This is a genomic window from Dyella sp. EPa41, from assembly GCF_016586165.1.
Classification (GTDB): domain Bacteria; phylum Pseudomonadota; class Gammaproteobacteria; order Xanthomonadales; family Rhodanobacteraceae; genus Dyella.
This window is the reverse complement of the sequence record NZ_BCPR01000036.1, coordinates 17,318-41,192: the sequence shown is the minus strand read 5'-3', so window position 1 is coordinate 41,192 and position 23,875 is coordinate 17,318. Positions and strand designations below refer to the sequence as shown.

Annotated in this window: 16 protein-coding genes; 9 read left to right on the top strand and 7 right to left on the bottom strand. The window is 65.4% G+C overall.

The window, feature by feature from the left end; translation table 11 throughout:
* Positions 1-119: 119 nt before the first annotated feature.
* From JMF82_RS12825 to JMF82_RS12800, 6 genes are all read left to right on the top strand, one after another.
* Positions 120-1,322, top strand: a complete 1,203-nt coding sequence (locus tag JMF82_RS12825) for a glucokinase (protein WP_201314958.1) — start codon at positions 120-122, stop codon at positions 1,320-1,322.
* Between the two features lie 86 nt (positions 1,323-1,408).
* Entirely contained in the window at positions 1,409-3,550 is a 2,142-nt protein-coding gene (locus JMF82_RS12820; RefSeq protein ID WP_201314957.1) for a glycoside hydrolase family 2 TIM barrel-domain containing protein, read from the top strand.
* Entirely contained in the window at positions 3,547-5,178 is a 1,632-nt protein-coding gene (locus JMF82_RS12815; protein ID WP_201314956.1) for an alpha-L-fucosidase, read from the top strand. Before JMF82_RS12820 ends, JMF82_RS12815 begins: the two co-directional genes overlap by 4 nt.
* An 8-nt stretch (positions 5,179-5,186) precedes the next feature.
* Positions 5,187-6,233, top strand: a complete 1,047-nt coding sequence (locus tag JMF82_RS12810) for a glycosyl hydrolase family 18 protein (RefSeq protein ID WP_201314955.1) — start codon at positions 5,187-5,189, stop codon at positions 6,231-6,233.
* Entirely contained in the window at positions 6,220-8,529 is a 2,310-nt protein-coding gene (locus JMF82_RS12805) for a family 20 glycosylhydrolase (protein WP_201314954.1), read from the top strand. Before JMF82_RS12810 ends, JMF82_RS12805 begins: the two co-directional genes overlap by 14 nt.
* A gap of 100 nt (positions 8,530-8,629) precedes the next feature.
* Complete coding sequence (locus JMF82_RS12800) at positions 8,630-11,143, top strand: glycoside hydrolase family 3 C-terminal domain-containing protein (RefSeq protein WP_236585454.1); 2,514 nt, start codon at positions 8,630-8,632, stop codon at positions 11,141-11,143.
* Between the two features lie 117 nt (positions 11,144-11,260).
* Here JMF82_RS12800 and JMF82_RS12795 read toward each other — a convergent pair whose 3' ends face one another.
* The 7 genes from JMF82_RS12795 to JMF82_RS12765 all read right to left on the bottom strand — a co-directional run bounded on the left by JMF82_RS12795 (position 11,261) and on the right by JMF82_RS12765 (position 17,959).
* Entirely contained in the window at positions 11,261-12,562 is a 1,302-nt protein-coding gene (locus JMF82_RS12795; protein WP_236585453.1) for an alpha-L-fucosidase, read from the bottom strand.
* A gap of 493 nt (positions 12,563-13,055) precedes the next feature.
* A complete protein-coding gene (locus JMF82_RS12790; protein ID WP_201314951.1) occupies positions 13,056-13,400 on the bottom strand; it encodes a hypothetical protein in 345 nt (114 codons plus the stop codon).
* A gap of 11 nt (positions 13,401-13,411) precedes the next feature.
* Positions 13,412-14,653 carry a molybdopterin-dependent oxidoreductase gene (locus JMF82_RS12785; RefSeq protein ID WP_201314950.1) on the bottom strand — a complete coding sequence of 414 codons (1,242 nt, stop codon included), beginning with the start codon at positions 14,651-14,653 and terminating at the stop codon, positions 13,412-13,414.
* 231 nt (positions 14,654-14,884) lie between these two features.
* Positions 14,885-15,673 (bottom strand): alpha/beta hydrolase, encoded by a 789-nt coding sequence (locus JMF82_RS12780; RefSeq protein WP_236585452.1) that lies wholly within the window; start codon positions 15,671-15,673, stop codon positions 14,885-14,887.
* Positions 15,674-15,743: 70 nt separating this feature from the next.
* On the bottom strand, positions 15,744-16,757 hold the full coding sequence (locus JMF82_RS12775; RefSeq protein ID WP_236585451.1) for an alpha/beta hydrolase: 1,014 nt from the start codon (positions 16,755-16,757) through the stop codon (positions 15,744-15,746).
* Between the two features lie 138 nt (positions 16,758-16,895).
* Complete coding sequence (locus JMF82_RS12770; protein WP_201314948.1) at positions 16,896-17,456, bottom strand: cytochrome P460 family protein; 561 nt, start codon at positions 17,454-17,456, stop codon at positions 16,896-16,898.
* 95 nt (positions 17,457-17,551) lie between these two features.
* On the bottom strand, positions 17,552-17,959 hold the full coding sequence (locus tag JMF82_RS12765) for a hypothetical protein (protein WP_201314947.1): 408 nt from the start codon (positions 17,957-17,959) through the stop codon (positions 17,552-17,554).
* A 232-nt stretch (positions 17,960-18,191) separates the two neighbouring features.
* Between JMF82_RS12765 and JMF82_RS12760 the strand changes: the two genes are divergently transcribed.
* From JMF82_RS12760 to JMF82_RS12750, 3 genes are all read left to right on the top strand, one after another.
* Complete coding sequence (locus tag JMF82_RS12760; RefSeq protein ID WP_201314946.1) at positions 18,192-21,266, top strand: sensor histidine kinase; 3,075 nt, start codon at positions 18,192-18,194, stop codon at positions 21,264-21,266.
* 22 nt (positions 21,267-21,288) lie between these two features.
* A complete protein-coding gene (locus tag JMF82_RS12755) occupies positions 21,289-21,903 on the top strand; it encodes a response regulator transcription factor (protein ID WP_201314945.1) in 615 nt (204 codons plus the stop codon).
* A 311-nt stretch (positions 21,904-22,214) separates the two neighbouring features.
* Positions 22,215-23,798, top strand: a complete 1,584-nt coding sequence (locus JMF82_RS12750; RefSeq protein WP_201314944.1) for a Gfo/Idh/MocA family oxidoreductase — start codon at positions 22,215-22,217, stop codon at positions 23,796-23,798.
* The last annotated feature ends 77 nt before the right edge of the window (positions 23,799-23,875 follow it).

Here is a 23,875-nt window from a genome sequence, read left to right as displayed (position 1 = left end):
ATCCGCCTCCGGGGAGACGAAGAAGTATGCGATCGCGCCCCGCCCCCTTGGGTCGGGTTGTGTCGTCTGGATCCTACTACTTGTGCACATATAAAAACTAGGTTTATATATGATCGAAAGTGCGGGGCGCGACACGGTCGGCTCATGGCGCGATTCCGCGCACGGTTGCGCCCCATGGCTTGGGCCTTGGGACGCGGGCAAATTCTTGGTTTATCTGGAAATGGCTTGGGGCGGGGCATGCCCAGCACTGGGGTGAGGTGATGACGCCGTTGTCGGATGAGGGCCGCGAGCCCGTGCACACCGATCGCTCACCGGTCCCTGGCGAGCCCCTGGTTGCCAGTCGCCGGGAATGGCAAGGCTTCGGGGGCGCGCCGTTCCTGGCGGCGGACGTAGGAGGTACGCACGCGCGCCTCGGCCTCGTGGTGCCCGATCCCGTCACGGGGCGGCCGGCCATTGCCTCCTACCAGGTCTACCGCTGCGCCGACTACACATCGCTCGCCGACATCCTCCGCCATTTTTGTCGTGAATACGCGGTGCATCCGAAGACGCTGGTACTGGCCTGCGCCGGATTCGTCGAGCGCGGCGCGGTCGTCAACGAGAACCTGGCGTGGCCGGTCGTCCTGGATCAACTGAGAGCGGAAACGGGGTTCGCTTCCATCGAGGTGCTCAACGACTTCGAGGCGTTCGCGCATGCCATGGGTCACTTCGGCGAGCAGGACGTAGTCACCATCGTGAACGGCATGGCCGATCCAAAGGGGCCGGTGGCCGTTATCGGCCCGGGAACCGGCCTGGGCGCGGCGCTTTGGCTGCCGGGGCGACCGGCCCGCGTGCTTCCTGCCGAGGCAGGGCAGATGGAACTGGCCGCCCGCCCCGGCATCGAGCAGGCGATCCGCGCGGAGCTGGGCCCGGTGGATGGCTATGTTTCGTATGAGCACGTATTGAGCGGCCCGGGATTGCTGCGTCTCTACCGCGCCGTGGCTGCCGTACGAGGCGCGCCGACGCCTTTGATCGACCCCAGGGAGATCACCGCCATGGCGGTGACGGACGCCGATGCCATCGCCGTGGAAACGGTCGACTGCTTCTGCCGCTGGCTTGGCGCTTTCTGCGGCGATGTGGCCGTTGCCTTCAGCGCGAGTGGCGGCGTTTGCCTCGCGGGCGGGTTCCTTGCGCGGCTCACGCGCGTGCTCCGCGCCGGACCGTTCACCGAGCGGTTCCTGGACAAGGGCGTGATGCGCTCGTTCCTGAATCGCACGCCCGTGTTCGTGGTCGAGCACGGCCAATGGGGCGTGCTTGGCGCCGCAAGCTGGAGGTTGAACCGGTAATGCCATGGCCGGGGCGTGGGGTGATCCAAGTCCCCGGCAGCAAGCCGGCATGTGAGGTTGTTTGTCGACACCGCTAAGGGTTGGGGATGAGATTGAGGTTGGGTCGTGCCATCGTGGTGCTGTCGCTGATGCTGTGGTGGTCGACGCCCGGCCACGCGCAGGTGCGCATCGACCTCGATCACGACTGGCGATTCCGTACCGATGCCGCCGATGCGGGTGTCGTCGAAGGCTGGCCCCGCGCCACGCCGGCCGATACCCGCCGGATCGATGTGCCGCACACCTGGAACATCGGGCAGGACGACGACTACGAAGGCGTCGCCTGGTACTTCAAGACCATGGTCGTCCCGGCATCCTTGCTGTCGTCCCACGTGGAGCTGCACTTCGGCGCCACGTTCTATCGCAGCCGCGTGTGGGTCAACGGCGTGGAGGTCGGCGGGCACGAGGGCGGGCATACGGCGTATGCCTTCGATATCGGCCGGCAACTCCGTGCGGGTGAAAACCGGGTCGCGGTGCGACTGGACAATCGGCCCGGCATGACGACCATTCCCGGCTATGCGATGCGCCAGGCCGCCAGCGGCAACGTGTGGTACGACTGGTGGCACGACGGCGGCATCGTCCGCGACGTGTGGTTGACGGCCAACGAGCACGCGCTGATCCGTCGCCAGCGCATCGCGAGCAGGCTTGGCGCCGATGCGGCCGACATCAGCACGCAGGTGTTGGTCGAGAACGTCGACCGCCAGGATGGCCGCTACCTGGTGACGGCAAGCATCATCGATCCCGATGGCAAGACGGTGGCCCAGGCACGGGCAGGCGTCGATGCAAGCGCGGGGCAGCCGGCGTCGGCGACGCTGCAGGTGAGGCTCGCGCACCCGCAGCGCTGGAACATCGGGGATGGCCGGCTCTACCAGTGGGTCACGGAGTTGCGCGCCACCGATGGCACCGTGCTTGATTCACGCAGCGACACGTTCGGCGTGCGCGACATCGCCATTCGCGACCGCCGCCTCTACGTCAACGGCCAGCCGGTGCGCCTGAGCGGCCTGACGCGCCACGAAGATTCGCCCTGGGAAGGGCTCGCCGAATCGGTCGGGACGATACGCCACGACTGGCAGGACATGGTCGCGCTGCATACGACGTTGACGCGTCCCGTGCACTATCCGCAAAGCGATGCCGTGCTGGATTTCGCCGACCGCCACGGCATCCTGCTGGTGCCGGAAATTCCCGTCTGGCAGTTCAGCGAGGCGCAACTGAAGGATCCGGCCGTGCTTGCGCTCGCCAAGGCCATGATGCGCGAGATGATCGAACAGGACGGCAATCACGCGAGCATCTTCGCCTGGAGCGTATGCAACGAAAGCGATGCCTCCAGGCCCGGCGGTCGCGCCTATGTGGATGCCATGGCATCGCTGATCCATGAGATCGACCCCGGGCGCTACGTGACCTTCGCCGATGCCGATATCAGCATCAAGCCATGGAAGGAGACGCCGGTGATGCACGACGTCGACTTCATCATGGCCAACGCCTATTTCGGCTCCTGGAGCGGTGGCGGCGGCGACGTGGAAGGCTGGCTGGACTTCATGGATCGCACCTATCCCGACAAGCTGGTGATCATCTCCGAGTTCGGCTATCCCGGCGTGTTCTCGCCCGACGCGGCCTCCGCGGACAAGGCGCGCGGGGAAAACCTCGTGCAGCAGATGGATGCCTTCCAGCGACGGAGTTTCATCGGCGGCGTGATCTTCTGGACGTACCAGGACTACAAATCGCACCGCAATCTGTGGCCCGGCCAGACCGAGGGTTACGTCGACCATGGCCTGGTGGACGAGAACCGCCAGCGCAAGCCGTCGTACTTCGTGTACGAGTCGCGCAACCGCCCCTTGTCGGTGACGACGCAATGGCAGGCCGGCAAGGACGGCCTGCGAGGTTTCCAGGCAACGGTGGCGGGCCATGGCATCGCGCAGCTGCCGTCGTATCCCATGCAGGGTTATGTCGCGCATTGGCGCGCGCTGGATGATCGTGGCCATGAACTTGCCCATGGCGAAAAGCGGCTGGCGGATCTGGCCCGGCCCGTTCGGTTCGATGGCGCCTGGCCTGCCGCCGGCAACGATGCCGCCGTGCACCTGACGGTGGATGTGATGTCGCCCGGCGGCGCGAGGGCCGGGGGCGCCACGAGCGACTACCACCCGTTGAACATCGGCAGCGCCCACTTTCTTCCCGCCGGGGACAAGCAACCATGATCCAACCTGCTGCTCGCTGCGCCCTGTTCGCCGGCTGGCTCGCGTGCACCTCCGTGCTGGCGCAGTCGGCCACGGCGCCAACCGCGAACACCTTGTCGCCCGCCGCGCAGAGCGAGGCCTGGCGGCAGGCCAGCGCGAAGTTCGCGCCGCAGCGTAACGCCATCCTCGACCGCGTGGCGAAAGCCTCGGGCCAGGGGCCGTTCCGCGGTGACTGGACATCGCTGGAGAAGTACCGCTCGCCGGCGTGGTACGACGATGCCAAGTTCGGCATCTTCATCCATTGGGGTGTCTATTCGGTGCCGGCCTTCGGCAGCGAGTGGTACTCGCGCAACATGTACCAGCAAGGCACACAGGGGTTCGCCCATCACGTGGCGACCTATGGGCCGCAAGCCAAGTTCGGCTACAAGGATTTCGTGCCGATGTTCAAGGCCGAGCACTTCGACCCGAAGGCCTGGGCGCAACTCTTCCATGATGCAGGCGCGCGCTACGTGGTGCCCGTGGCCGAGCATCACGACGGCTTTGCCATGTACGACTCGGCGCTGTCGGACTGGACGGCGGTGAAGAAGGGCCCGAAGCGCGACGTGATCGGCGAGCTCGAGCGCGCCGTGCGGGGGCAGGGCATGCGCTTTGGCGTGTCCTCCCATCGCGCCGAGCACGACTGGTTCTTCGATGGCGGCCGCCAGTTCGACTCGGACGTCAACGATGCGCGCAATGCCGAGCTGTATGGGCCGGCCGTGGCCCACCTGGGTACGGGCGACGACCAGAACCTGGCGGAGGACTGGACCTATGTCTCCCAGGCCTGGCTGGACGACTGGCTCGCCCGCACCGTCGAACTCACCGACCAATACCACCCCGACCTGATCTACTTCGACTGGTGGATCGGTCATCCGACCTTCCGCAACACGCTGCCCACGTTTCTCTCGTACTACTACAACGAAGGCGCCACGCGCGACGGCGTGGTGGTGAACTACAAGCTGGGCGACTTTCCGGAGGGCGCCGGCACGCTGGATATCGAGCGCGGCCAGCTGCGCGGCATCCACGCCACGCATTGGCAGACCGATACCTCGATCAGCAATGACTCGTGGGGCTACATCGAGCACGATACGTACAAGTCGCCGACGTCCATCATCCATCTGCTCGCGGATGTGGTGAGCAAGAACGGCAACCTCATGCTCAATGTCGGCCCCCGCGCGGACGGCACCATTCCCCAGGGCGCGCAGGACACGTTGCGCAGCATCGGTCGCTGGCTGAAGGCGAACGGCGAGGCGATCTACGGCAGCAAGCCATGGCGGACGTTCGGCGAAGGCCCGACCGAAGTGGCGGCGGGCACGTTCCAGGACACCAAGACCAGGCCCTATACCGCCGAGGATTTCCGCTTCACCACCCGGGGCGGCAAGCTCTACGCGATCGAGCTCGGCTGGCCCGCCAAGGCCGAGGCGACCATCCATTCGATCACGCCCGGGGACAAGGTGACTCGCGTCGAATCGTTGGCCGATGGCCGCTCCCTTTCCTTCACCCAGGACGCGGGCGGCTTGCACCTGCGTCTTCCTTCCCGCCCCATCGGCAGCGATGCGTACGTCTATCGCATCAGCTTCTCCACGCCGAACCCGATCAAGGCCGCACCATGAAACGATGGATGTTCCCAGCCCTGTACCTGTGCCTCGCGCTGGCGTCGACGAGCGCGCTGGCCAAGGCGCCAACGGCGCTGTTCTACATGATGGAAACGCAGAAATCGATCAATTCGTTCGAGGCGCACATCGACAAGATCGACCTGCTGGTGCCCACGTGGTTTGGCGTCGATGAGAACGGCCTGGTGTCGGGTGCGCCCGACATGTACGTGCTCCATCTCGCCAAGGCGCACCACCTGCCGGTGATGCCGATCATCTCCGCCGGTGGCGACCGCAAGAAGTTCCACGACCTGCTGGGCAACGAAACGGCCAAGAAGGCCATGATCAGCGGCATGATCGAGCAGGCGAAGCTCTACGGCTTTACCGGCTTCCAGTTCGATTTCGAAAACATCGCCTGGACCGATCGCGACGCCCTGACCTTGCTCACGCGGCAGACCGCCGAGGCGTTGCACAAGCAGGGCCTGAAGCTGTCGATGGCGGTGGTGCCCAATGCGCCCGGCTATGCGGGGCGCGGACCGTTCGGCAAATGGATGTGGGAATACTGGCGCGGCGCCTACGACCTCAAGGCGCTGGGCCAGGCACTCGACCTGGTCTGCCTGATGACCTACGACCAGCACACCCGCTGGACCACGCCGGGCCCGGTGGCGGGCATGCCGTGGGTGATGGACAACCTCCAATACGCGCTGAAGGTGGTGCCCAAGGAGAAACTCTCACTGGGCATCGCGCTGTACGGCTATCACTGGTTCGCCGGCGATCCGGTGGGCGAAGACGGCAAGGAGAAGTCGAACATCTCGGCGCAGTACATCGACGCCGACGAATCGTTCCCGCTCGCCAGGCAGTTCCAGGCGACCATGCAATGGGATCCGGTGGAGCACGAGTCCTGGTTCTATTTCTATCGCGACCAGATGCGCGAATGGGTCTTCCTGCCCGACGCGCATGCCTTCCGTGATCGCTACGACGTGGTCAGGCAATACGGCCTGGAAGGCTTCTGCGCATGGGTGCTGGGTGCGGAAGATCCGAAGGTATGGGAGGAGCTGCCCAATGCCGTCCGCTGACTTTCGACGCGGCGTGGTGCTGGCCTGCCTGCTGGCCCTTGGCTGCGGTGCGCGGGCCGCGACGCCTCCGATCATCCCCATGCCGGCCAGCATGACGGTGGAGCAGGGCAGCTACGCGATCAGCGCTGCCGCCGTCATCCATGTGAAGCCGGGGGATCGGGCGGCGGCGGATGCGGCGCACTATCTCGCCGACCTGCTGGTGCGCACGCGCGGGCTGTCGTTGCCGGTGGTCGAAGACGCGACGGCGACGAGCCGGGGCGACATCGTGGTCCGCAGCGATGCCAACGCCAGCGTTTCGCAGGCGGAGGGCTATGTGCTCGACGTCGATGCGCATGGCATGACCATCCGTGCGCGCGATGCCGCCGGGGTGTTCTACGGCGCGGTCAGCGCCTGGCAATTGCTCACGCCCGACGCGGCCAAGGGCGCCGTCGCCGTGCCCTATGTGCATATCGCGGACTGGCCACGGTTCGCCTGGCGCGGACTGATGCTCGACGTCGCGCGGCACTTCGAGCCGCCCGGCGAGGTGAAGCGCATGCTGGACGCGATGGCCCAGCACAAGCTCAACGTCTTCCACTGGCATCTCACCGACGACCAGGGCTGGCGCCTGGAGATCCGTCGCTATCCCAGGTTGACCCAGGTCGGCGCGTGGCGACAGCCTCCGGGCGCGGATGCCAGGCCCTACGGCGGCTATTACACGCAGGCCGAAGTGAAGGACATCGTGGCTTACGCCGCGGCCCGCCACATTACGGTCGTGCCCGAAATCGACATGCCCGGCCATGCCCAGGCCGCCGTGGCGGCGTATCCAGAGATCGGCGTGGCGAGTGAACGCCCGGCCGTGTCGATCGACTGGGGCGTCAATCCCTACCTGTTCAATGTCGACGAGCACACGATCACTTTTCTGCACAACGTGCTGGATGAAGTGATGGAGCTTTTCCCGTCCACCTTCATCCATGTCGGTGGCGACGAAGCGATCAAGGACCAGTGGAAAGCCTCCGCGGCCGTGCAGGCGCGCATGCATGCGCTCGGCATCAAGGACGAAAACGCGCTGCAGAGCTGGTTCATCGAGCGCATGGGGCAATACCTCGCGCAGCATGGCCGCCGCCTGATCGGCTGGGACGAGATCCTGGAGGGCGGCGTGCCGCCTTCCGCGTCGGTGATGTCCTGGCGAGGGACGCAAGGTGCGATCGATGCGGCACGCCTCGGACATGACGTGGTGCTGTCGCCGGCGCCCACGCTCTACTTCGACAACCTGCAGAGCGCGCGTGACGACGAGCCGTCCGGCCGGCTCTCGGTGCAGACGCTCGCCACGGTCTATCGCTTCGAAACGGTACCGGCGAGCCTTTCCGCCGAGCAGGCCAGGCATGTGCTTGGTGCGCAGGCCAATATCTGGGCCGAGTACCTCACGGCGCCATGGCAGGTCGAGCATGCAGCCTTCCCCCGCATGGACGCGCTTGCCGAGGCCGTGTGGACGCCGGCAGGCAAGCGTCACTTCGATGATTTCCTCGTGCGACTGCCGGCCCAGTTCGACCGCTACGACACGCTGGGGCTCGCCTATGCCGACAGTGCGTTCGCCGTCGGCATGCGGGCGCGCCGATCCACGGGCAAGGCAGGCCAGGCCGTCGTGACGCTGGGCACGCAGGAGCCATCCGTCACCATCCGTTACACCACGGACGGCAGCGTGCCGGATCGAGGCTCGCCGATCTACCGGCAGCCCATCGACGTGACGCTGCCCGCCACCGTCAGCGCCACGTCGTTTGCCGCCGATGGACGGCAGATCGCGCACGTGCGCACGCAACGCTTCGATGCGCGGACACTCGCCATCATCGATGGCAGCGGCTTCCAGGGTTGCCCCACGGGCGGCCTGGGCGTGCGCGTGCCGCTGCTGCCCGATGCGACGGCGCCGGCGCCGGTTTACGACGTCGACGTGATAAGCAGCTGCTGGAAGCTGCCGCAGGTGTCGCTTGACGGGGTGGCCTCCATCACCATCGACGGTGCCTGGCTTGCCCGCAACTACGGCTTGGCGGGTGACGCCGCGAAGGTGGTTTCGCGCACGGCGCGGTCGCCCGCCGGCGAGCTCGAAGTTCATCTCGATCGTTGCGATGGTCCATTGGCGGCCACCCTGCCTTTGCCGACGCAAACCGAATCGGGCACGCCGTTCCGGCTTACGGCCGCGTGGCCGGCGCGCGCGGGGACGCATGATGTCTGCGTTTTCTCCACCGCGCCGATCCATGGGTCCTTGTCGGCCATCGGCCGCGTGTCGTTCGACTCATCCGCGCCGTCCGATGCGCCGCCTTGATCCGTGCAACGGCATGAAGCCGCGGGGCGCGAAACGGCGGCGCGCGATCCATGGCCACGTCGGTGCGTGGCTGCTGGCGGCGTCCGCTGCCGCACCGGCCATGCCCGATCAGGCGACGGAACAGGCGAGCCGGCTCGTGGCGCAGATGACGGCGGCGGAGAAGATCGCCCAGCTGCAGAGCGCATCACCCGCCATCCCGCGCCTGAACATCGCGGCCTATGACTGGTGGAGCGAAGGGCTGCATGGCTTCGCGCGCCATGGCGAAGCCACCGTGTTTCCCCAGGCGATCGGCCTGGCCGCCAGTTGGGATCCCGCGCTGCTGCATGCGGTGGGCGCGGCGGTGGCGGCGCAGGCGCGCGACAAGTACCTGGCCACGGGCTTGCGCCACGACCATGGCCGCTACAACGGCCTGACCATCTGGTCGCCCAACATCAATATCTTCCGCGATCCGCGCTGGGGTCGAGGACAGGAAACCTATGGCGAGGATCCGCACCTGACGGCAACCCTCGGTGTCGCTTTCATCCAGGGTTTGCAGGGTGACAACCCGGAACATCCCACGGTCATCGCCACGCCCAAGCACTTTGCCGTGCACTCGGGGCCGGAGCCGGGGCGTCACGGTTTTGATGTGGATGTTTCACTGCATGACCTCGAAGACACCTATCTGCCGGCCTTCCGCGCAGCCATCGTGGAAGGGCGCGCCGGGTCGGTCATGTGCGCCTACAACGCCATCCATGGCGTGCCGGCGTGCGCCTTGCCCTGGCTGCTTGGCGAACGGCTTCGCGGCGACTGGGGCTTCAAGGGGTTCGTTGTCACCGACTGCGACGCAGTGGACGACATGACGATGTTCCATCACTACCGCAACGACCATGCCGGCTCGTCGGCAAGCGCGCTGCGCGCGGGGACGGATCTCAATTGTGGCGTGGCTTATGACGGTCTTCGCAAGGCACTTGCCGAAGGGCAGGTCAGCGAGCATGACCTGGATATGGCGGCGACGCGCCTGTTCGCTGCCCGCTATCGGCTGGGCATGTTCGATGCATCGATAGCCAGGCCGCGCATGGATGCCGCTGCGCAAAGCGCACTCGCACTTCGCGCGGCCAGCGAGTCCATCGTGCTGCTCAAGAATCGTGCCGGTGTCCTGCCGCTCAAGCCTGGCACGCGTATCGCCGTGGTCGGGCCCAATGCGGATGCCTTGTCGGTGCTGGAGGCCAACTATCACGGTACGGCACGTCACCCGGTGACGCCGCTCGATGGCCTGCGGCAGCAATTGGGCGCGCAACGCGTGAGTTACGCGCAAGGCGCCACGCTGGCCGAAGGGGTGCCCGTGCCCATTCCGTTGACGGCGTTGCGCAGCGGCCAGGGCGGCGCGGCCGGCTTGAAGGGCGAGTACTTCCGGGGCGGCGGCCTGTCCGGCCAGCCCGTCGTGACGCGTACCGACGCCAAGGTCGACATGGACACGGATCATGCGCCGCCGGCAAACGACCTGGACGCTTCGGGCTATGCCGTGCGATGGAGCGGGCAACTGCTGCCACCCGGCCCTGGTGATTACATCCTGTCCGTACGCGTCGATCGTTGCTTCGACTGCCGCGGGCATGACCCGGTACACCTGTTCCTCGACGGTCGTTTGATCTCCACCACCGAGGGCGATCAGGAGCCGGCACCCGCGAAAGTCCGCTTCGACGACGCGCAGCCGCATGATCTGCGGCTGGAATGGCAACACAGCGGCGAGGACCAGGGCATCCACCTGCAATGGATCGCCCCGGCGGATGCGCAACTGGCCGAAGCGCGGCGAGTGGCGAACGACGCGGACGCCGTGGTCGCGTTCGTGGGGCTTTCGCCGGATATCGAAGGCGAGGAGCTCAAGGTCGACGTGCCGGGTTTTCTCGGTGGCGACCGCACCGATATCGGCCTGCCGCCGGTGCAACGCAAGCTGCTCGAAACGGTGTCCGCCAGCGGCAAGCCGCTGGTGGTGGTGCTGATGAGCGGCAGCGCCGTGGCCATGACCTGGGCCAAGGACCATGCGGACGCGATACTGGTCGCCTGGTATCCGGGTGAGCAGGGCGGTGGCGCGATCGCGCGGACGCTCGCGGGTGCCACCAACCCTGCCGGTCGCCTGCCGGTGACGTTCTATCGCGACGCGCGCGACCTGCCGCCGTTCATCGACTACGACATGAAAGGGCGCACGTATCGCTACTTCGACGGCGAGCCGCTTTATGCCTTCGGCGACGGCTTGAGTTACACCACGTTCGCCTATGACGCGCTCGTCTTGTCCTCGACACGCGTCAAGGCGGGCGATCCCGTCGATGTATCGGTGACCGTGCACAACACCGGCACGCGAAGCGGTGACGAGGTGGCGCAGCTGTACCTGGCGTATCCCGGGGTGGCGGGTGCGCCGCGACGCGCACTGGTGGGCTTCCAGCGCGTGTCGCTGGCGGCGGGCGAGAAGCGGGTCGTGCGATTCCACCTCGATGCGCGCGCATTGAGTCTTGTCGACGCCGAAGGCGTGCGCGCCGTAAGGGAAGGGCGTTACGAGTTGTTCGCCGGCGGTCACCAGCCGGCATCAGGGCAGGTGCCGGTGACCTTCACCATCGCCGGGCATGCCGACGTGCCGCGCTGAATGCACTGGCCGATGCGAAACGGCATGCGCCGATCTGCAAGCCCGTGGCGGGCAACGGCGCCGCCGTTCGGTCATCCGGCGGCGGGCGCGCGCGCTTTGCCGCGCGCCGGCCGTCGCTCAGCGCGACGGCAGTGGGCCTGCGTTGAACACCTGGAATTCGCGTATGGATGCCGTGCCGACGCTGGACAGGATGTTCAGGCGCACCCGTTGCGCGGTGACCTTGGGGAACGTATCGATCTTCATGTGCCCGATCGCTTCGGCGCTGGCGACCGTGCGCCACGCCTTGCCATCGAAGACCTCGATGGCGTACTTGCGCACGTGCTGGCCATCGTCCAGCCACTCCATGGCCAGCGTGCGATCGAAGGCGACCGGGTGGCCGAAATCCACTTCGAGCGTCGCGTGTCGCGAGCCGGCAGGCGCGGACCAGAACGTGTCCCTGTTGCCGTCGAGCGCCGCCTCGACGTTCTCATCCGCCGCGGCGTGATGGCGGGCCAGGTTGCTGGCGTCCCCATAGCGTTCGCGCAGCGCCTTGCCGAATGCCTCGAGCCGGGCGACATCGGCATCCGGCAGCCGGCCATGGCGATCGGGCGCGATGCCCAGCATGAGTTGTCCACCGTGGCCCACGCTGTTTTCCCATGTATCCACCAGCTTCGCCACGCTCTTGAGCGTGCCCTCGTCGTGGGGGTGCCAGAACCAGTGCAGGTCATGCAGTGGCGTATCCACTTCGACCGGGCGCCAGCGCGCATGGCCGTGACGGTCGATGACATTCCAGTTCTCTCCTCGGATGTAGCCATCTTCCTGGCCCACCCAGCGAAGGTCGCCGTACTCGAACAAGCCCATGTCGGCGAACACCATGGCGTTTGGCTGGTAGGTGCGAAGCGTATCGATGTAGCGCGCGAAGTCGTAGACGTGCCCGGCACTCCCGGCGCCATCCAGCCACCACTCGACGAGTGGCCCGTAGTGTTGCGCCAGTTCCTCGACCTGGGCCTGGTAGTACGCGTCGTACGCCTTCGGGTCGTGGTAGCGGGGTTCATGCCGATCCCACGGCGAGAGATAGACGCCGAATTCGAGCCCCTCGGCGCGGGCCGCGTCGGCGGCAAGCCGGACCAGGTCGCCCTTGCCGCCCATCCACGGGCTGCTCTTCACCGAGTAGTCGCTCTGCGCCGTCGGAAACAGCGCAAACCCGTCGTGGTGCTTGGCCACCATCACCATGTATCCCGCGCCGGCTGCACGGCTCGCGCGCGCCCATTGCGCCGTATCCACCTGGTCGGGATTGAACACCTTGGGGTCGGCCGTGCCGTCGCCCCATTCACGATCAAGGAACGTGTTCGTGCCGAAATGGACGATGACGCCAAACTCGAGATCCTGCCAGTGCACCTGCTGCGGCGATGGCTTGATGTCACCGGATACCTGTGCCATCGAGGCTGCCGGAAGGAGGCTGGACATCATCGCGGCGCCAAGAAGGGATCGTGCGAGTAGCTTCATGATCAACCCGTGTATCAATCAATTTGGACGTAAAGACGTCTGTTGAATATATCGTATCGGAGGCGGTTGGGCGGCAGCTTTTTCAATCAAACAGGAAAATACTTCGGAGTGAAATCGAGAGGATTTTGCCCGCGCAATCGCTTTGCTCTTCAACGAGGGCAGGCTGGCGGCCGGCCGTGGCAACCAGCCATCATGCGATCACGATCTTTCGGGCTACGTCGAAAGGGTGCCGCCACTGATTCGGACGATGGACTGCCGCATGCCAAATGGACACGAAGCCCGCTCGCGCCTGCCGTCGCGGCCCTGGCGCCATGCTCGCGCGTGGCCTTTTCGTGGCCGCCGGCTTCCTTCGCTGGAACCAGGCCAGCGCGCACGACGCGCGCGTTTGCTGGAGCCATGCCGATCTCGTCTTGCCCAGCCTTGGCAGTTATTGGCGCTGCCGGGTGACTTCAGTGAAATAAGCGCTCAACGGCTCCACTTCCGCATCCAGGATGGGGGCGCCGTAGACGGTGCGCATCTTGTTGATCTCGCTCTTCCACTGATCCCGGGAGAGCGCCGGCTGGCGAAGCACCATGCCGGCGGAGTGGCAGATCAGGCACTTTCCCGCGATATCGGAGCCGGGCCCCGGCGGGAACGCGGTGGTGCTCGCGGGGAAATCCACGTTGACCGAATGGATGGCGATCGGGGGCGGCTTTGCTTGCTGTGCCGATGCGCAGGTGGCGGCCATCAGGGTGGCGCACAGGCAGGTTCGAGCGATGGACAGGGCGTGCATGGCATGCGTCCTCAGGTGACGACGAGCCTGGTCCGTTCGGCAACGTTGCGCATGAAGCCGCCGCCGTTCCAGTTGGGGGCCAGGGGTTGCTCCGTGCCATGGGTGTTGATGGCCTTGACGAGCAACTCCATGTCGCCACGCTTTGCGGGGGTGAGGCGCGCGTTCCAGCGCCGAAACGCATACTTTCCCTGATCTTCTTCGAGCCCGGCCTCAAGCCAGTGCTCTCCGCCATCGCTGGACCACAGCACTTTCTTCACCCCGGTGTCGCCACCGAAGGCGATGCCGCGCAGCGCGACGTCGTGGCCAGACAGGACCTTGTCTCCATCATGCAGGTTGGTGATGAACGAACGAGGCACCAGGCGATTGATCGGGACGCTCTTGAAGCCCGTCTGCTCGGGCGTGACGCTGGCGTGCGGCGTATCGGGGATCATGTACGCCTTCGCCATCCAGTAATTGTCGTCGACCTTGTCCAGTACCTCGATGTCGTCGAGCATCTTCACCCAGTAGGTCGAGTACCAGCCGGGAACGACCAGGCGCAGAGGGAAGCCGTTCAATACCGGCAACTGCTCGCCATTCATGCCGTAGGCGAGCATGACCTCTCCGTCCCTGGCATGTTCGAGATCGAGCGACTTCAGGAAATCCGGCGTGGCCTGCAACGTGCCGCTGTCCATTCCGTTGAAGCGAACCTGTACCGCGCCGGCATTGACACCGGCCCGATCCAGCACGTCCTTGAGCCGCACGCCCGTCCAGCGTGCGCACCCCATGGCCCCGTTTGCCCATTGGCCGCCCGGAACGCGCGGCTGGAAAAAACCGCGCGAGTTGCCCGAGCACTGGTTGACCGCGGCGATTTCGACGCGCTCGAAGTCGCTCATCAATTGGTCCAGGCCCAGCGACAGTGGCTTGCCGACGTGCCCGCGCACGTTCAATCGGAACGCACGGGCATCGATCCGGGTGGGGATATAGGCGAGGTGCCAACGCACGAAGAAGCGGTCGTTGGGCGTAAACACGCCATGATCGAATACATCGAACGGGGTTTCGAGCATGGGTGGCCGCGTTCGCAGCAGGATCATTTCACCCTTCTGCGGAAAGGCCCGGGTCAACTCACGCTCGCCGTTGGCGAAGGGGAGGCGTGTCGTATGGGCCTGCGCGCCAAGGGCCGCCACGCCGCCCGTGAGGCCCGCGGATCCCGCCAAGGCCGCGGCCTGCAGAAAACGCCGTCGCGAAATCCCGCCGTGATCAGGTTGCTCGCTCACGAAAGTCGCCACTCCTGGGAGGGGTCGGCACGCGCCAAAGGTCAGGCGCTCCTCAGTCGGGTCTTGCTGCGCACCGCTGCGGATTCATGCTGCATCTTCGGGCGTGAGCATGGCGACAATTTCCGCCGCCGACCGTGGCTGCCTCGACGATGGCGTCGAGGCAGCCAGGCCGGCCGGGGCGGTGCGCCGCCAACGAGGTCGTTGACGTGGGCACCCGGTCAAAGCGCCGGCTCAGTTGGCGACGGCCGCCTTTTCGATGAGGTGCGCCACGGTGTCGGGGTGGGACACCATGACCACGTGCGATCCGCCCTTGACCACGATCACATCCCTGGCGGCGGCACGCTTGGCCATGAAGGCCATGGCCTGCGGCGGGATGTTCTTGTCCGCATCGCCATAGACCCACCATGACGGGATGTTCTTCCATGCCGCGGCGCCCGCCTTCTCATCGAGCGCTGCCTGCAGCAGCGGACGTTGGGTCGCGGCCATCAGGGCGGCGTTGGCCGCGGGTACGTCGGCGGCGAACTGCGCATGGAACTTGTCCTGCAGGATGTACAGGTCCTTGCCGCCATCGGCGAGTTCGGCTGGCGGCGCCAGCGCCTGGCCCAGCGTGCTGCCCGGGAACTTGCCGGTCAGTTCGCCCAGCGTTTCGCCTGTTTCCGGCGCGAACGCACTGACGTAGACCAGCGCCTTGACGTTGGCGTGGCCGTTGGCGGCTTCGGTGATGACGTTGCCGCCGTACGAATGCCCCACCAGGACCACGGGGCCCTTGAGGTCGGCGACGAGGCTGCCAATGTACGCACCGTCGCTCTTGGCGCCGCGCAGCGGATTGGCCGCCGCGATGACGAAGTAGCCATCCTTCTGCAGGATCTTTACCACGCCATTCCAGCTGGATGCATCGGCGAAAGCGCCGTGCACCAGCACGACGGTGGGCTTTGCCGTCGGCATGGACGTTTGCGCGAACGCATTCACGGCCAGCGTCGTGACGACGCCGAGCACGAGCGCGATGATTGTTTTCCTCATTTGCAATCTCCTCGAAGGGTGGGCCCGGCTTGAGAGGCCGGCAGGGATGAAAGTGATGCCATGCCAGGGATCAGAGGTGATCGGCGTCGATCACCGCCTGGGTAAACGCCGCCGGCGCCTCCTGCGGCAGGTTGTGGCCGATGCCGCCATGGATCAGCCGGAATTCGTACTTGCCGGTGAATTGCCTGGCATATGCTTCCGGCGCGGGATGTGGCGCGCCGTTGGCGTCACCTTCCATGGTGATGGTGGGGACCGGGATCTTCGGCAGCTGCGCCAGGCGCGCCTCCAGCGGTGCATAGCGGGCTTCGCCCTTGGCCAGGTCCAGGCGCCAGCGATAGTTGTGGATGGTGATGGCGACGTGATCCGGGTTGTCGAAAGCCGCCGCGCTGCGTTCAAACGTGGCGTCGTCGAAGTTCCACTTGGGCGACGCCAGCTGCCAGATCAGCCTGGCGAACTCGCGGTGGTTCTTTTGATAACCCTCCTGGCCGCGCTCGGTGGCGAAATAGAACTGGTACCACCATTGGTTCTCGGCCTTCGGTGGCAGGGGGTTCTTGCCGGCTTCCTGGGAACCGATCAGATAGCCACTGACGCTGACCAGGGCTTTTACGCGTTCGGGCCAGAGGGCCGCGACGATGTCGGCCGAGCGCGCGCCCCAGTCGAAACCGCCGAAGACGGCGCGCTTGATGTGCAAGGCATCCATGAAATCGACGACGTCCTGCGCCAGGGCCGCGGGCTCCGCGTTGCGCATGGTGTCCTGGGAAAGGAAGTGCGTGTCGCCGTAGCCGCGCGCATACGGGACGAGTACGCGATAACCCTTCGCGGCCAGCGCAGGCGCGACCTGTTCGTAGCTGCGGATGTCGTAGGGCCAGCCATGCAGCAAGATCACGGCGGGACCATCCGCCGGCCCCATCTCCACGTAGGCCACATCGAGGACGCCGGCATGGACATGCTTGAGCTCACGCCATGCATCGGGTTTCGCGGATTGCGCGAGCGCCTGGCCCGCGATGCCGGTTTGGACGGCCAGGGCGGTCGCGAACGCCGCGCGTAGCCAGCCGCGAATGGAGTACGTCGTTTTGCTGTGCATGGATGAGTATCCGTGGGGGAGGCAATGCATGAGGCTTCCACTCGAGGCGCCACAGGCAAGGCATCGTCCTGCGTGGTCGGCCAGGATCGTCTTTGCCTGGGTGGTCCGGGCGATGGACAAGCGTGCGGGGGAGGCCGATTACCTCTTGGCGTAGTCGGTAAAGACGTAGTCGCGCCCCTTGACGATCGTGTGGCAGGCGAACCCGCACTTCGCATCGTTGGCTTGCGGCGGGTTGCTGGCCTGCGTGCCGGGCGAGAACGCTTCCGTCGTCGTATCGCGATCGAACACGGCATAACCCCAGCCGCCGCTGTCCGCAAATCGCTTGCTGTCCTTGACCATGAAGTCGACATCATGCTGCGTGGCCGGCACCGTGGCCGCTGCGAAGGTTTCGAGCTTCTTGGTGTTCCAGTGCACCTTGGCCATCTTCGAGCCGTCGGGGAACGGTTTGCCGTTGCCAGGAGCGCCGGACCGGTAGGCCTCGATCATGATGGGGTTGGCCATCACCACCGCGAGTAGGCCGCCATCTTCGCTGACGGAAACCACCTGCCAGTTCTCGTAACCCTTGAACTCCGCGAAGGCGAGGCCGCCGGGCACCTTCAGGCTGTACTTGTCTTGTGCGGATACGGCGAAGGCGACGCTGCCCAGTGTCGCGATCATCAACAGGGTTCCCGAAATCAACAGCCTTCGTTGGTGCTTCATGATGGATCCTGCCTCGCTGGGGTGGATAGGGTCGGCGACTCTCTACGCGTGTCGCCCGACGGGCCGCGGCTTGGAGCCGGCGATGCGATGTCGATTCACGGCATGTCGCCGTGGCGTCGTCTCCGGGTGTCGTCATCGGGATGGTTGAAAACCACGCTTCTGCGACCGAACATCCGCGCGTCGAGGGAATAGCCGCCAGGGCCCAGAAGCGCCAGGGCGAAGGCGACCGCAACGGAGACTTCCGCGCACGGCCATGCCGTGCCGCCTGCGCTGATCAGCACGTACACGCCGGCCATCACGCAAAAGGCGGCGAGCAAGGGCGTTGCAAAACCGATGAACAGCAAGAAGCAAACGATCTCCAGCAGCCACGCAAGCGCCGGATGCCGCATGCGCGCCGGCTGCGTCGACAGGCAGAGCGAAAACGCGGCCGTAAGGCGCAGGCAGAGCAGGCCGATACCCGGCAAACCAACGGGAAACATGGAAAATAGACGCTGCATGGCCATAGCCTAGGCGCCGCCCATGCGGGCGGCAGCCTCACATGGGGCAGGGATGGACTTACCCTTTCGAGGCATTGCCAGGACGTCATCACGAGAGGTCATCGGCGAAAGGATTTGCAATCCATCGTTCTTGGGCGAAGATCGCGGCACGTTGGCCAATTGAGAGAGAAGGGCTTTGGCGCCTCGTGCGGACCAGGTTTTGCCGATACGTCGCCGCGTGCCTGCCTGGGTGCGTTGCATGGCCATGCTCCTTCTTTGCGTCACCCTCTGGAGTGGCGGAGCCGCGCACGCGGTTGAGGCCGGACGCCTGCTTTCGCAGTACGGGCATACCGCGTGGCGCTTGCAGGACGGTGAACTTCCCGCGCCGGCTTATCCGATGGCGCAAACGGTGGATGGCTACTTGTGGATCGGTACCCAGGCGGGCGTCGTGCGATACGACGGCGCGCGTTTCGTACCACTCGACAGCTTGACGAAAAGCCGGCTGGGCAACCCCTTCATCCTTGCGCTCCTCGGTGCAAGGGACGGCAGCTTGTGGATTGGTACAACGGCAGGCCTGAGTCGATGGAAGGATGGCGAGCTCAAGGACTACGGCGTGGTCGATGGTGGCGTGTCCGGGCTGGCCGAGGACGACAACGGCAAGATCTGGCTGCTGACCCACGGCAAGGATGCGACGCCGTTGTGCGAGGTGGCCGGCGACGGCTTCGTGTGCCACGGCAAGGACGATGGCCTGGTGACCTCGGGCGTCTGTTGCGACCGCATGATCACTGACGGCAAGGGCACCTTCTGGATGGGGACGGACACATCCCTCATCCAATGGCATGAGCACGGCTCGTCAAGATCGTTTCCCATCGAGGCGAAAATCAAGGCGGGCACGCCGGGCTCCCTGATCCTCGCGCGCGAGCCCACGGGTGAGATATGGGCCGGTTTGCCCATGACCGGGCCTGGCCTCGGCTTGCAGCAGCTGGTGGGTGACCAATGGCGGGCCTTTCAGGCGCCTGAAATGGCGGGCAGCGCGTTGGCCGTCCAAGCCATGTTCCGCGACCGCGCCGGCGCACTGTGGATAGGCACGATCGACCATGGCATTTACCGATATGCCGATGGTCGGATGGATCATTTCGACAGCGATGACGGACTGACCAGCAACGGCGTCTATGCCTTCTTTGAAGACAGGGAAGGCAACATGTGGGTGTCCACCTCGGCGGGGTTGGACCGGTTCCGCGATTTCAAGGTCTGGTCGTACACGACGCGGGAAGGCCTGTCGGTGGATGAAGTCGACTCGGTCCTCGCGGACCGCCATGGAAGGATCTGGGCGGGCACGGCCAACAGCCTGGATAGGCTGGACCAGGGGCAATTCCATTCGCTGCGTTCCGGCAAGGAGTTGCCTGGCACCCAGGTCACCGCGCTTTTCGAAGACCGGGATGGACGCCTCTGGGTCGGCATCGATGAAGGCCTTTGGATATATGCGTCGGGAACATTCACCGCCGCCACCGATGCCAATGGCGTTCCCGTGAAGGGAATGGCATTCGCCATGGCCCAGGATGCCGCCGGCGACGTGTGGGCCGTGTTGCGCGGCCATCCTTCGAAGCTCTATCGCTTCCATGGCGATCGTGTCGCCGACGAATTCGCCACGCCCAGGTTCCCGTCGGTGCGGTCCGTGGCATCCGATTCCGCAGGCGGCATCTGGCTGGGGCTTCAGAATGGTGATCTCGCGCGGCCTGGTCCCGGCGGACAACAGGTGTCGACGCATCTGGATACGCCCGTGATGGACATCGCGGTCGCAAGCAACGGGCTGGTGCTTGGTGGAACGGCCAAAGGCCTGGTGGTGTCCAGGAACGGCGCGTTGCGCATCCTTTCATCCAGGGACGGACTCCCGTGTGACGCCGTGAAGGGGCTTGTCGACGGCGAAGACGGCACGTTGTGGCTGTCGATGGGCTGCGGCCTGGCGAAGGTCCGGCTCGCCGACGTCGAGGATGCGCTCAGTCACCCCGGCCGCACGCTCGATGTCGACACGCTCGATGCGCTCGATGGCGTACGTTCGGGCACGGCGCCGTTCCAGAAGAGGATCGCGCGCGCTCCGGACGGTACGCTATGGATCGCCAACGGCGTATCCCTTCAAGCATTTGATCCTCATGCGGATGCGGCGGTCCGCGACGCGCTGCCTGTCCATGTCGAAAGCCTGACGGCAGACCGCAGGTCGTACTCTCTGTCCGATGGCATGACGCTTCCGCCCTTGACGCGCGATGTCCAGCTCGACTACACGGCCATCGGGCTCGCCGTGCCCCAGCACGTGAGTTTTCGATATCGCCTTGACGGGCGCGACCAGGACTGGGTGGACGCGGGCTCCCGCCGCCAGGCGTTCTACACGGACTTGCCGCCGGGGTCCTATCGCTTCCACGTCGCGGCGCGCGTGGGCGATGGCGAATGGCACGAGGCGACGGCGCCTCTGGCGTTTACCGTGAAGCCGGCTTTCTACCAGACCGGCATGTTCATGTTGCTGGTCGTCGCGCTGGTTGCGATAGCGCTGTGGTTGTTGTTTGCGTGGCGCCTCGCGCATATCAAGATCCAGATGCGCTCCCTTTACGAAGAGCGGCATGCCGAGCGTGAGCGCATCGCACGCGAGCTTCACGATACCTTCCTGCAAGCCGTCCAGGGATTGATGCTGCGCTTCCAGTCGGCGATGGAGCGTATCCCGCCGTTGCAACCCGCGCGTGAACTCATGGAGAAGGCGCTGGATCACGCTGATGAAGTGATCGTCGAGGGTCGCGACCGGGTCGGTGCGCTACGGGCGACGCAGCACGAAAAGGCGAGCCTGGAGAGCGCGCTTCGGCGCATGGGCGAGGAACTGGCGCGCGACAGCAGGATCCATTTTAGGCTCACGATCGAAGGCGCGCCGCGCTCGGTGGAGCCCGCTGTCGCCGACGAAGTATTGCGTATCGCGCAGGAATCCCTGGCGAACGCCTTCCGCCATGCCCGCGCCGACCACGTCGATGTGGGCGTCAGTTACGACTGCAAACATCTCACGCTGAGCATCGTGGATGACGGCATTGGCTTCGACGTGGACGCGGCGGCGGTGCCGGGGCCGGTGGGTCATTGGGGCTTGCAGGGCATGCACGAACGCGCAACGCAACTCCGCGCGCGCCTCACGCTTTCCAGCCGGCCGGGCGCAGGCACCGCGGTGGAGCTGGCCGTGCCGGCAGCCATCGCGTTTCGCCGGGTGCCCGGGCAGTGGCGTCGGCGGGCGGCATTCCTGCACATGGTTTTCGGCGGGCGCGTGACGGGCGCGCGGATCTTCGATCATGACGACGCAAAGTGACGATGCCAGCGAGAAACGCAAAATGATTTCAGTACTTGTCGTGGACGACCATCCGCTTTTGCGCGATGGCGTTGCTTTCGCGCTCTCGGGCGAGCCGGACATGCACATCGTGGCCAACAAGGCCGATGGTCGATCCGCCATCGAAGCGTTTCGCGAGCATCGGCCGGATGTCACCTTGATGGACCTCCAGCTGCCGGACATGAGCGGCGTCGACGTGATGCGCGCCATCCGCGCCGAGTTTCCCGAAGCGCGCATCCTCGTGCTGACGACGTATCGCGGTGACGTGCAGGTGGCCAACGCGCTCAAGCACGGCGCCAGCGGGTTCCTGCTGAAGGCCTCGCTCCGAAAGGAGTTGCGCGACGCGATCAGGGCGGTACACGCCGGCCGCCGCGTCGTGTCCCCGGACGTTGCCGCCGACCTTGCGTTGTATGTCAGCGGAAACATGCTGTCTGAACGCGAAGTGCAAGTCTTGCGCGCGGTCGCCCGGGGTTACGTCAACAAGAAGATCGGCTCCGAGCTCGGCATCAGCGAAGACACGGTCAAGGCGCACATGAAAAGCATCCTGTCCAAGCTGGATGCAAGGGACCGCACGCATGCCGTGGTATTGGCAGTGAAGCGCGGCATCATCCAGATCTAGAGAGACCGGATACGAGAAGCCGTGCCCAGAGTCCTGCAGACGGTCAGGACCATGCCGGTCGCAGGGAAGGGCTATCGGGCGGGGTTGTTGGGCGCATTGGATGGGCTTTCGCACCGCGGCTTGCGTTCCGTGATGGTGCTTCAACGCGCCGCGACGACCGTCCGGCGTCAAGGGTAGGGAAGATCGACTTCCGACGCGTGCGTACTTCAACCGGTGCGATGTACCGGACAGGTCACCTTGATCCATGGATCTCGTTGCGGCCAGAATGGCACGCATCGGATATCGATATCCAAACCGGGATTGCATCGCCCATGACGGATGAATCGAAGATCGCGAAAGAGAAGCAAGACCACGCCGCCTGCGGCGCTTCCGGCGATACGCAGGCGAGCGGCAAGATCTCACGCCGTGAATTCCTCACGGGCACGGCCATCGCCGCGGCGGGCCTGATGATCGTGCCTCGCCATGTCCTGGGCGGGCCCGGCCATACGCCGCCCAGCGATCGATTGAATATTGCCGGCATCGGTGTCGGTGGCATGGGCTTGCACAACATGCGCGCCCTGGCCGGCGAGAACATCGTGGCCCTGTGCGACGTGGACTGGCGCTATACGGATAAGTCCTTTAGCGGGATGGTCGACGGCCTGGGCAAAGTGCAGGCGCGCCTCGACAAGGCCCAGACCGCCAGGGAGCGCCGCAGGCTGCAGGACGAAATCGAGCAGACAAGGCTGCTTTCCAGCAAGTTCAGCGCGATCAGGCGCCATACCGACTACCGCAGGATGCTCGAACAGCAGAAGGACATCGATGCGGTGGTCATTGCGACGCCGGATCACCTGCACGCGGTGATCGCCAGCGCGGCGATGAGCCATGGCAAGCACGTGTATCTGCAGAAGCCGCTCACCTGGTCGATTCATGAAGCGCGCGAACTGGCCAGTAAAGCGAAAGACAACCCCAGGCTCGTCACGCAGATGGGAAACCAGGGGCACTCCACCGATGATGCCCGGTTGATCAACGAGTACATCGCGGCCGGGGCGATCGGCGATGTTCGCGAGGTCCACGTCTGGACGAATCGTCCGCTTGCCTACTGGCCGCAGGGAATTCCACGTCCGCAAACGAGAGCACGGCCGGACGACGCGAACTGGAACGAGGACGCGGTGATGGACCGGCTCGCCAACGCCATGGCCGGCAATTATCCCAAGCCGGAAGGGCTGGCATGGGATCTCTTCCTTGGCCCCGGTCCCGTCATCGAGTACCACCCTCTGTATCACCCCTTCAACTGGCGTGGCTGGGTGGATTGGGGCGTGGGTGCCATAGGCGACATGGGGGCGCACCTGATCGACTCCCCGTTCTGGTCGCTGGACCTGGGCTTTCCGACGTCCGTGGAGACCGTCTCGACGCCATTCAACGGGGCGTCATACCCCATGGCGACGATGACGTATTACGACTTTCCCGCGCGCGGCGGCAGGCCGCCGGTGAAGCTCACCTGGTATGACGGCGCATTGCTGCCGCCGAGGCTGAAAGCGTTGGGAGCCGGGCAGATGAGCAAGGACGGTGGCGTCCTCTACGTCGGGGACAAGGGCGAGCTCATCCACGAAACCTACGGCGCGAACCCACGCCTGCTGCCGCAGTCGCTGCATGATTCGGTGGGCACGCCACCCCAGAAGTTCGCGCGTATCAAGACCTCGCATGAGATGAACTGGGTGGACGCCTGCAAGGGAAAGGCGGAAGCGTCCTCGCCGTTCTCGTACGCCGCGCAGCTGACGGAGGTCATGCTGCTGGGCATCGTGTCCCTTCGCGCAGGCGGCAGGATCGAGTACGACGCGGCGAACATGCGCATTACCAACATGCCGGACGCCAACGCGTTTCTGCGGCGCGAGTATCGCGAGGGATGGGTCCTCTGACGACCAGGTGACTTCGGCATCCTGGATGGATGCCATCCTGGCCGGCTGAAAGATACAAGGCCGCGGGCTTGAAGTCG

Excerpts from the sequence above, each read along its gene's own strand:
- JMF82_RS12815 (WP_201314956.1), top strand. The coding sequence starts at position 3,547 with ATGATCCAACCTGCTGCTCGCTGCGCCCTGTTCGCCGGCTGGCTCGCG.
- JMF82_RS12750 (WP_201314944.1), top strand. The coding sequence starts at position 22,215 with ATGACGGATGAATCGAAGATCGCGAAAGAGAAGCAAGACCACGCCGCC.
- JMF82_RS12780 (WP_236585452.1), bottom strand. The coding sequence starts at position 15,673 with ATGAGGAAAACAATCATCGCGCTCGTGCTCGGCGTCGTCACGACGCTG.
- JMF82_RS12800 (WP_236585454.1), top strand. The coding sequence starts at position 8,630 with ATGCCCGATCAGGCGACGGAACAGGCGAGCCGGCTCGTGGCGCAGATG.
- JMF82_RS12820 (WP_201314957.1), top strand. The coding sequence starts at position 1,409 with ATGAGATTGAGGTTGGGTCGTGCCATCGTGGTGCTGTCGCTGATGCTG.
- JMF82_RS12775 (WP_236585451.1), bottom strand. The coding sequence starts at position 16,757 with ATGCACAGCAAAACGACGTACTCCATTCGCGGCTGGCTACGCGCGGCG.
- JMF82_RS12765 (WP_201314947.1), bottom strand. The coding sequence starts at position 17,959 with ATGGCCATGCAGCGTCTATTTTCCATGTTTCCCGTTGGTTTGCCGGGT.
- JMF82_RS12770 (WP_201314948.1), bottom strand. The coding sequence starts at position 17,456 with ATGAAGCACCAACGAAGGCTGTTGATTTCGGGAACCCTGTTGATGATC.
- JMF82_RS12795 (WP_236585453.1), bottom strand. The coding sequence starts at position 12,562 with ATGGCACAGGTATCCGGTGACATCAAGCCATCGCCGCAGCAGGTGCAC.
- JMF82_RS12790 (WP_201314951.1), bottom strand. The coding sequence starts at position 13,400 with ATGCACGCCCTGTCCATCGCTCGAACCTGCCTGTGCGCCACCCTGATG.
- JMF82_RS12760 (WP_201314946.1), top strand. The coding sequence starts at position 18,192 with ATGGCCATGCTCCTTCTTTGCGTCACCCTCTGGAGTGGCGGAGCCGCG.
- JMF82_RS12755 (WP_201314945.1), top strand. The coding sequence starts at position 21,289 with ATGATTTCAGTACTTGTCGTGGACGACCATCCGCTTTTGCGCGATGGC.
- JMF82_RS12805 (WP_201314954.1), top strand. The coding sequence starts at position 6,220 with ATGCCGTCCGCTGACTTTCGACGCGGCGTGGTGCTGGCCTGCCTGCTG.
- JMF82_RS12810 (WP_201314955.1), top strand. The coding sequence starts at position 5,187 with ATGTTCCCAGCCCTGTACCTGTGCCTCGCGCTGGCGTCGACGAGCGCG.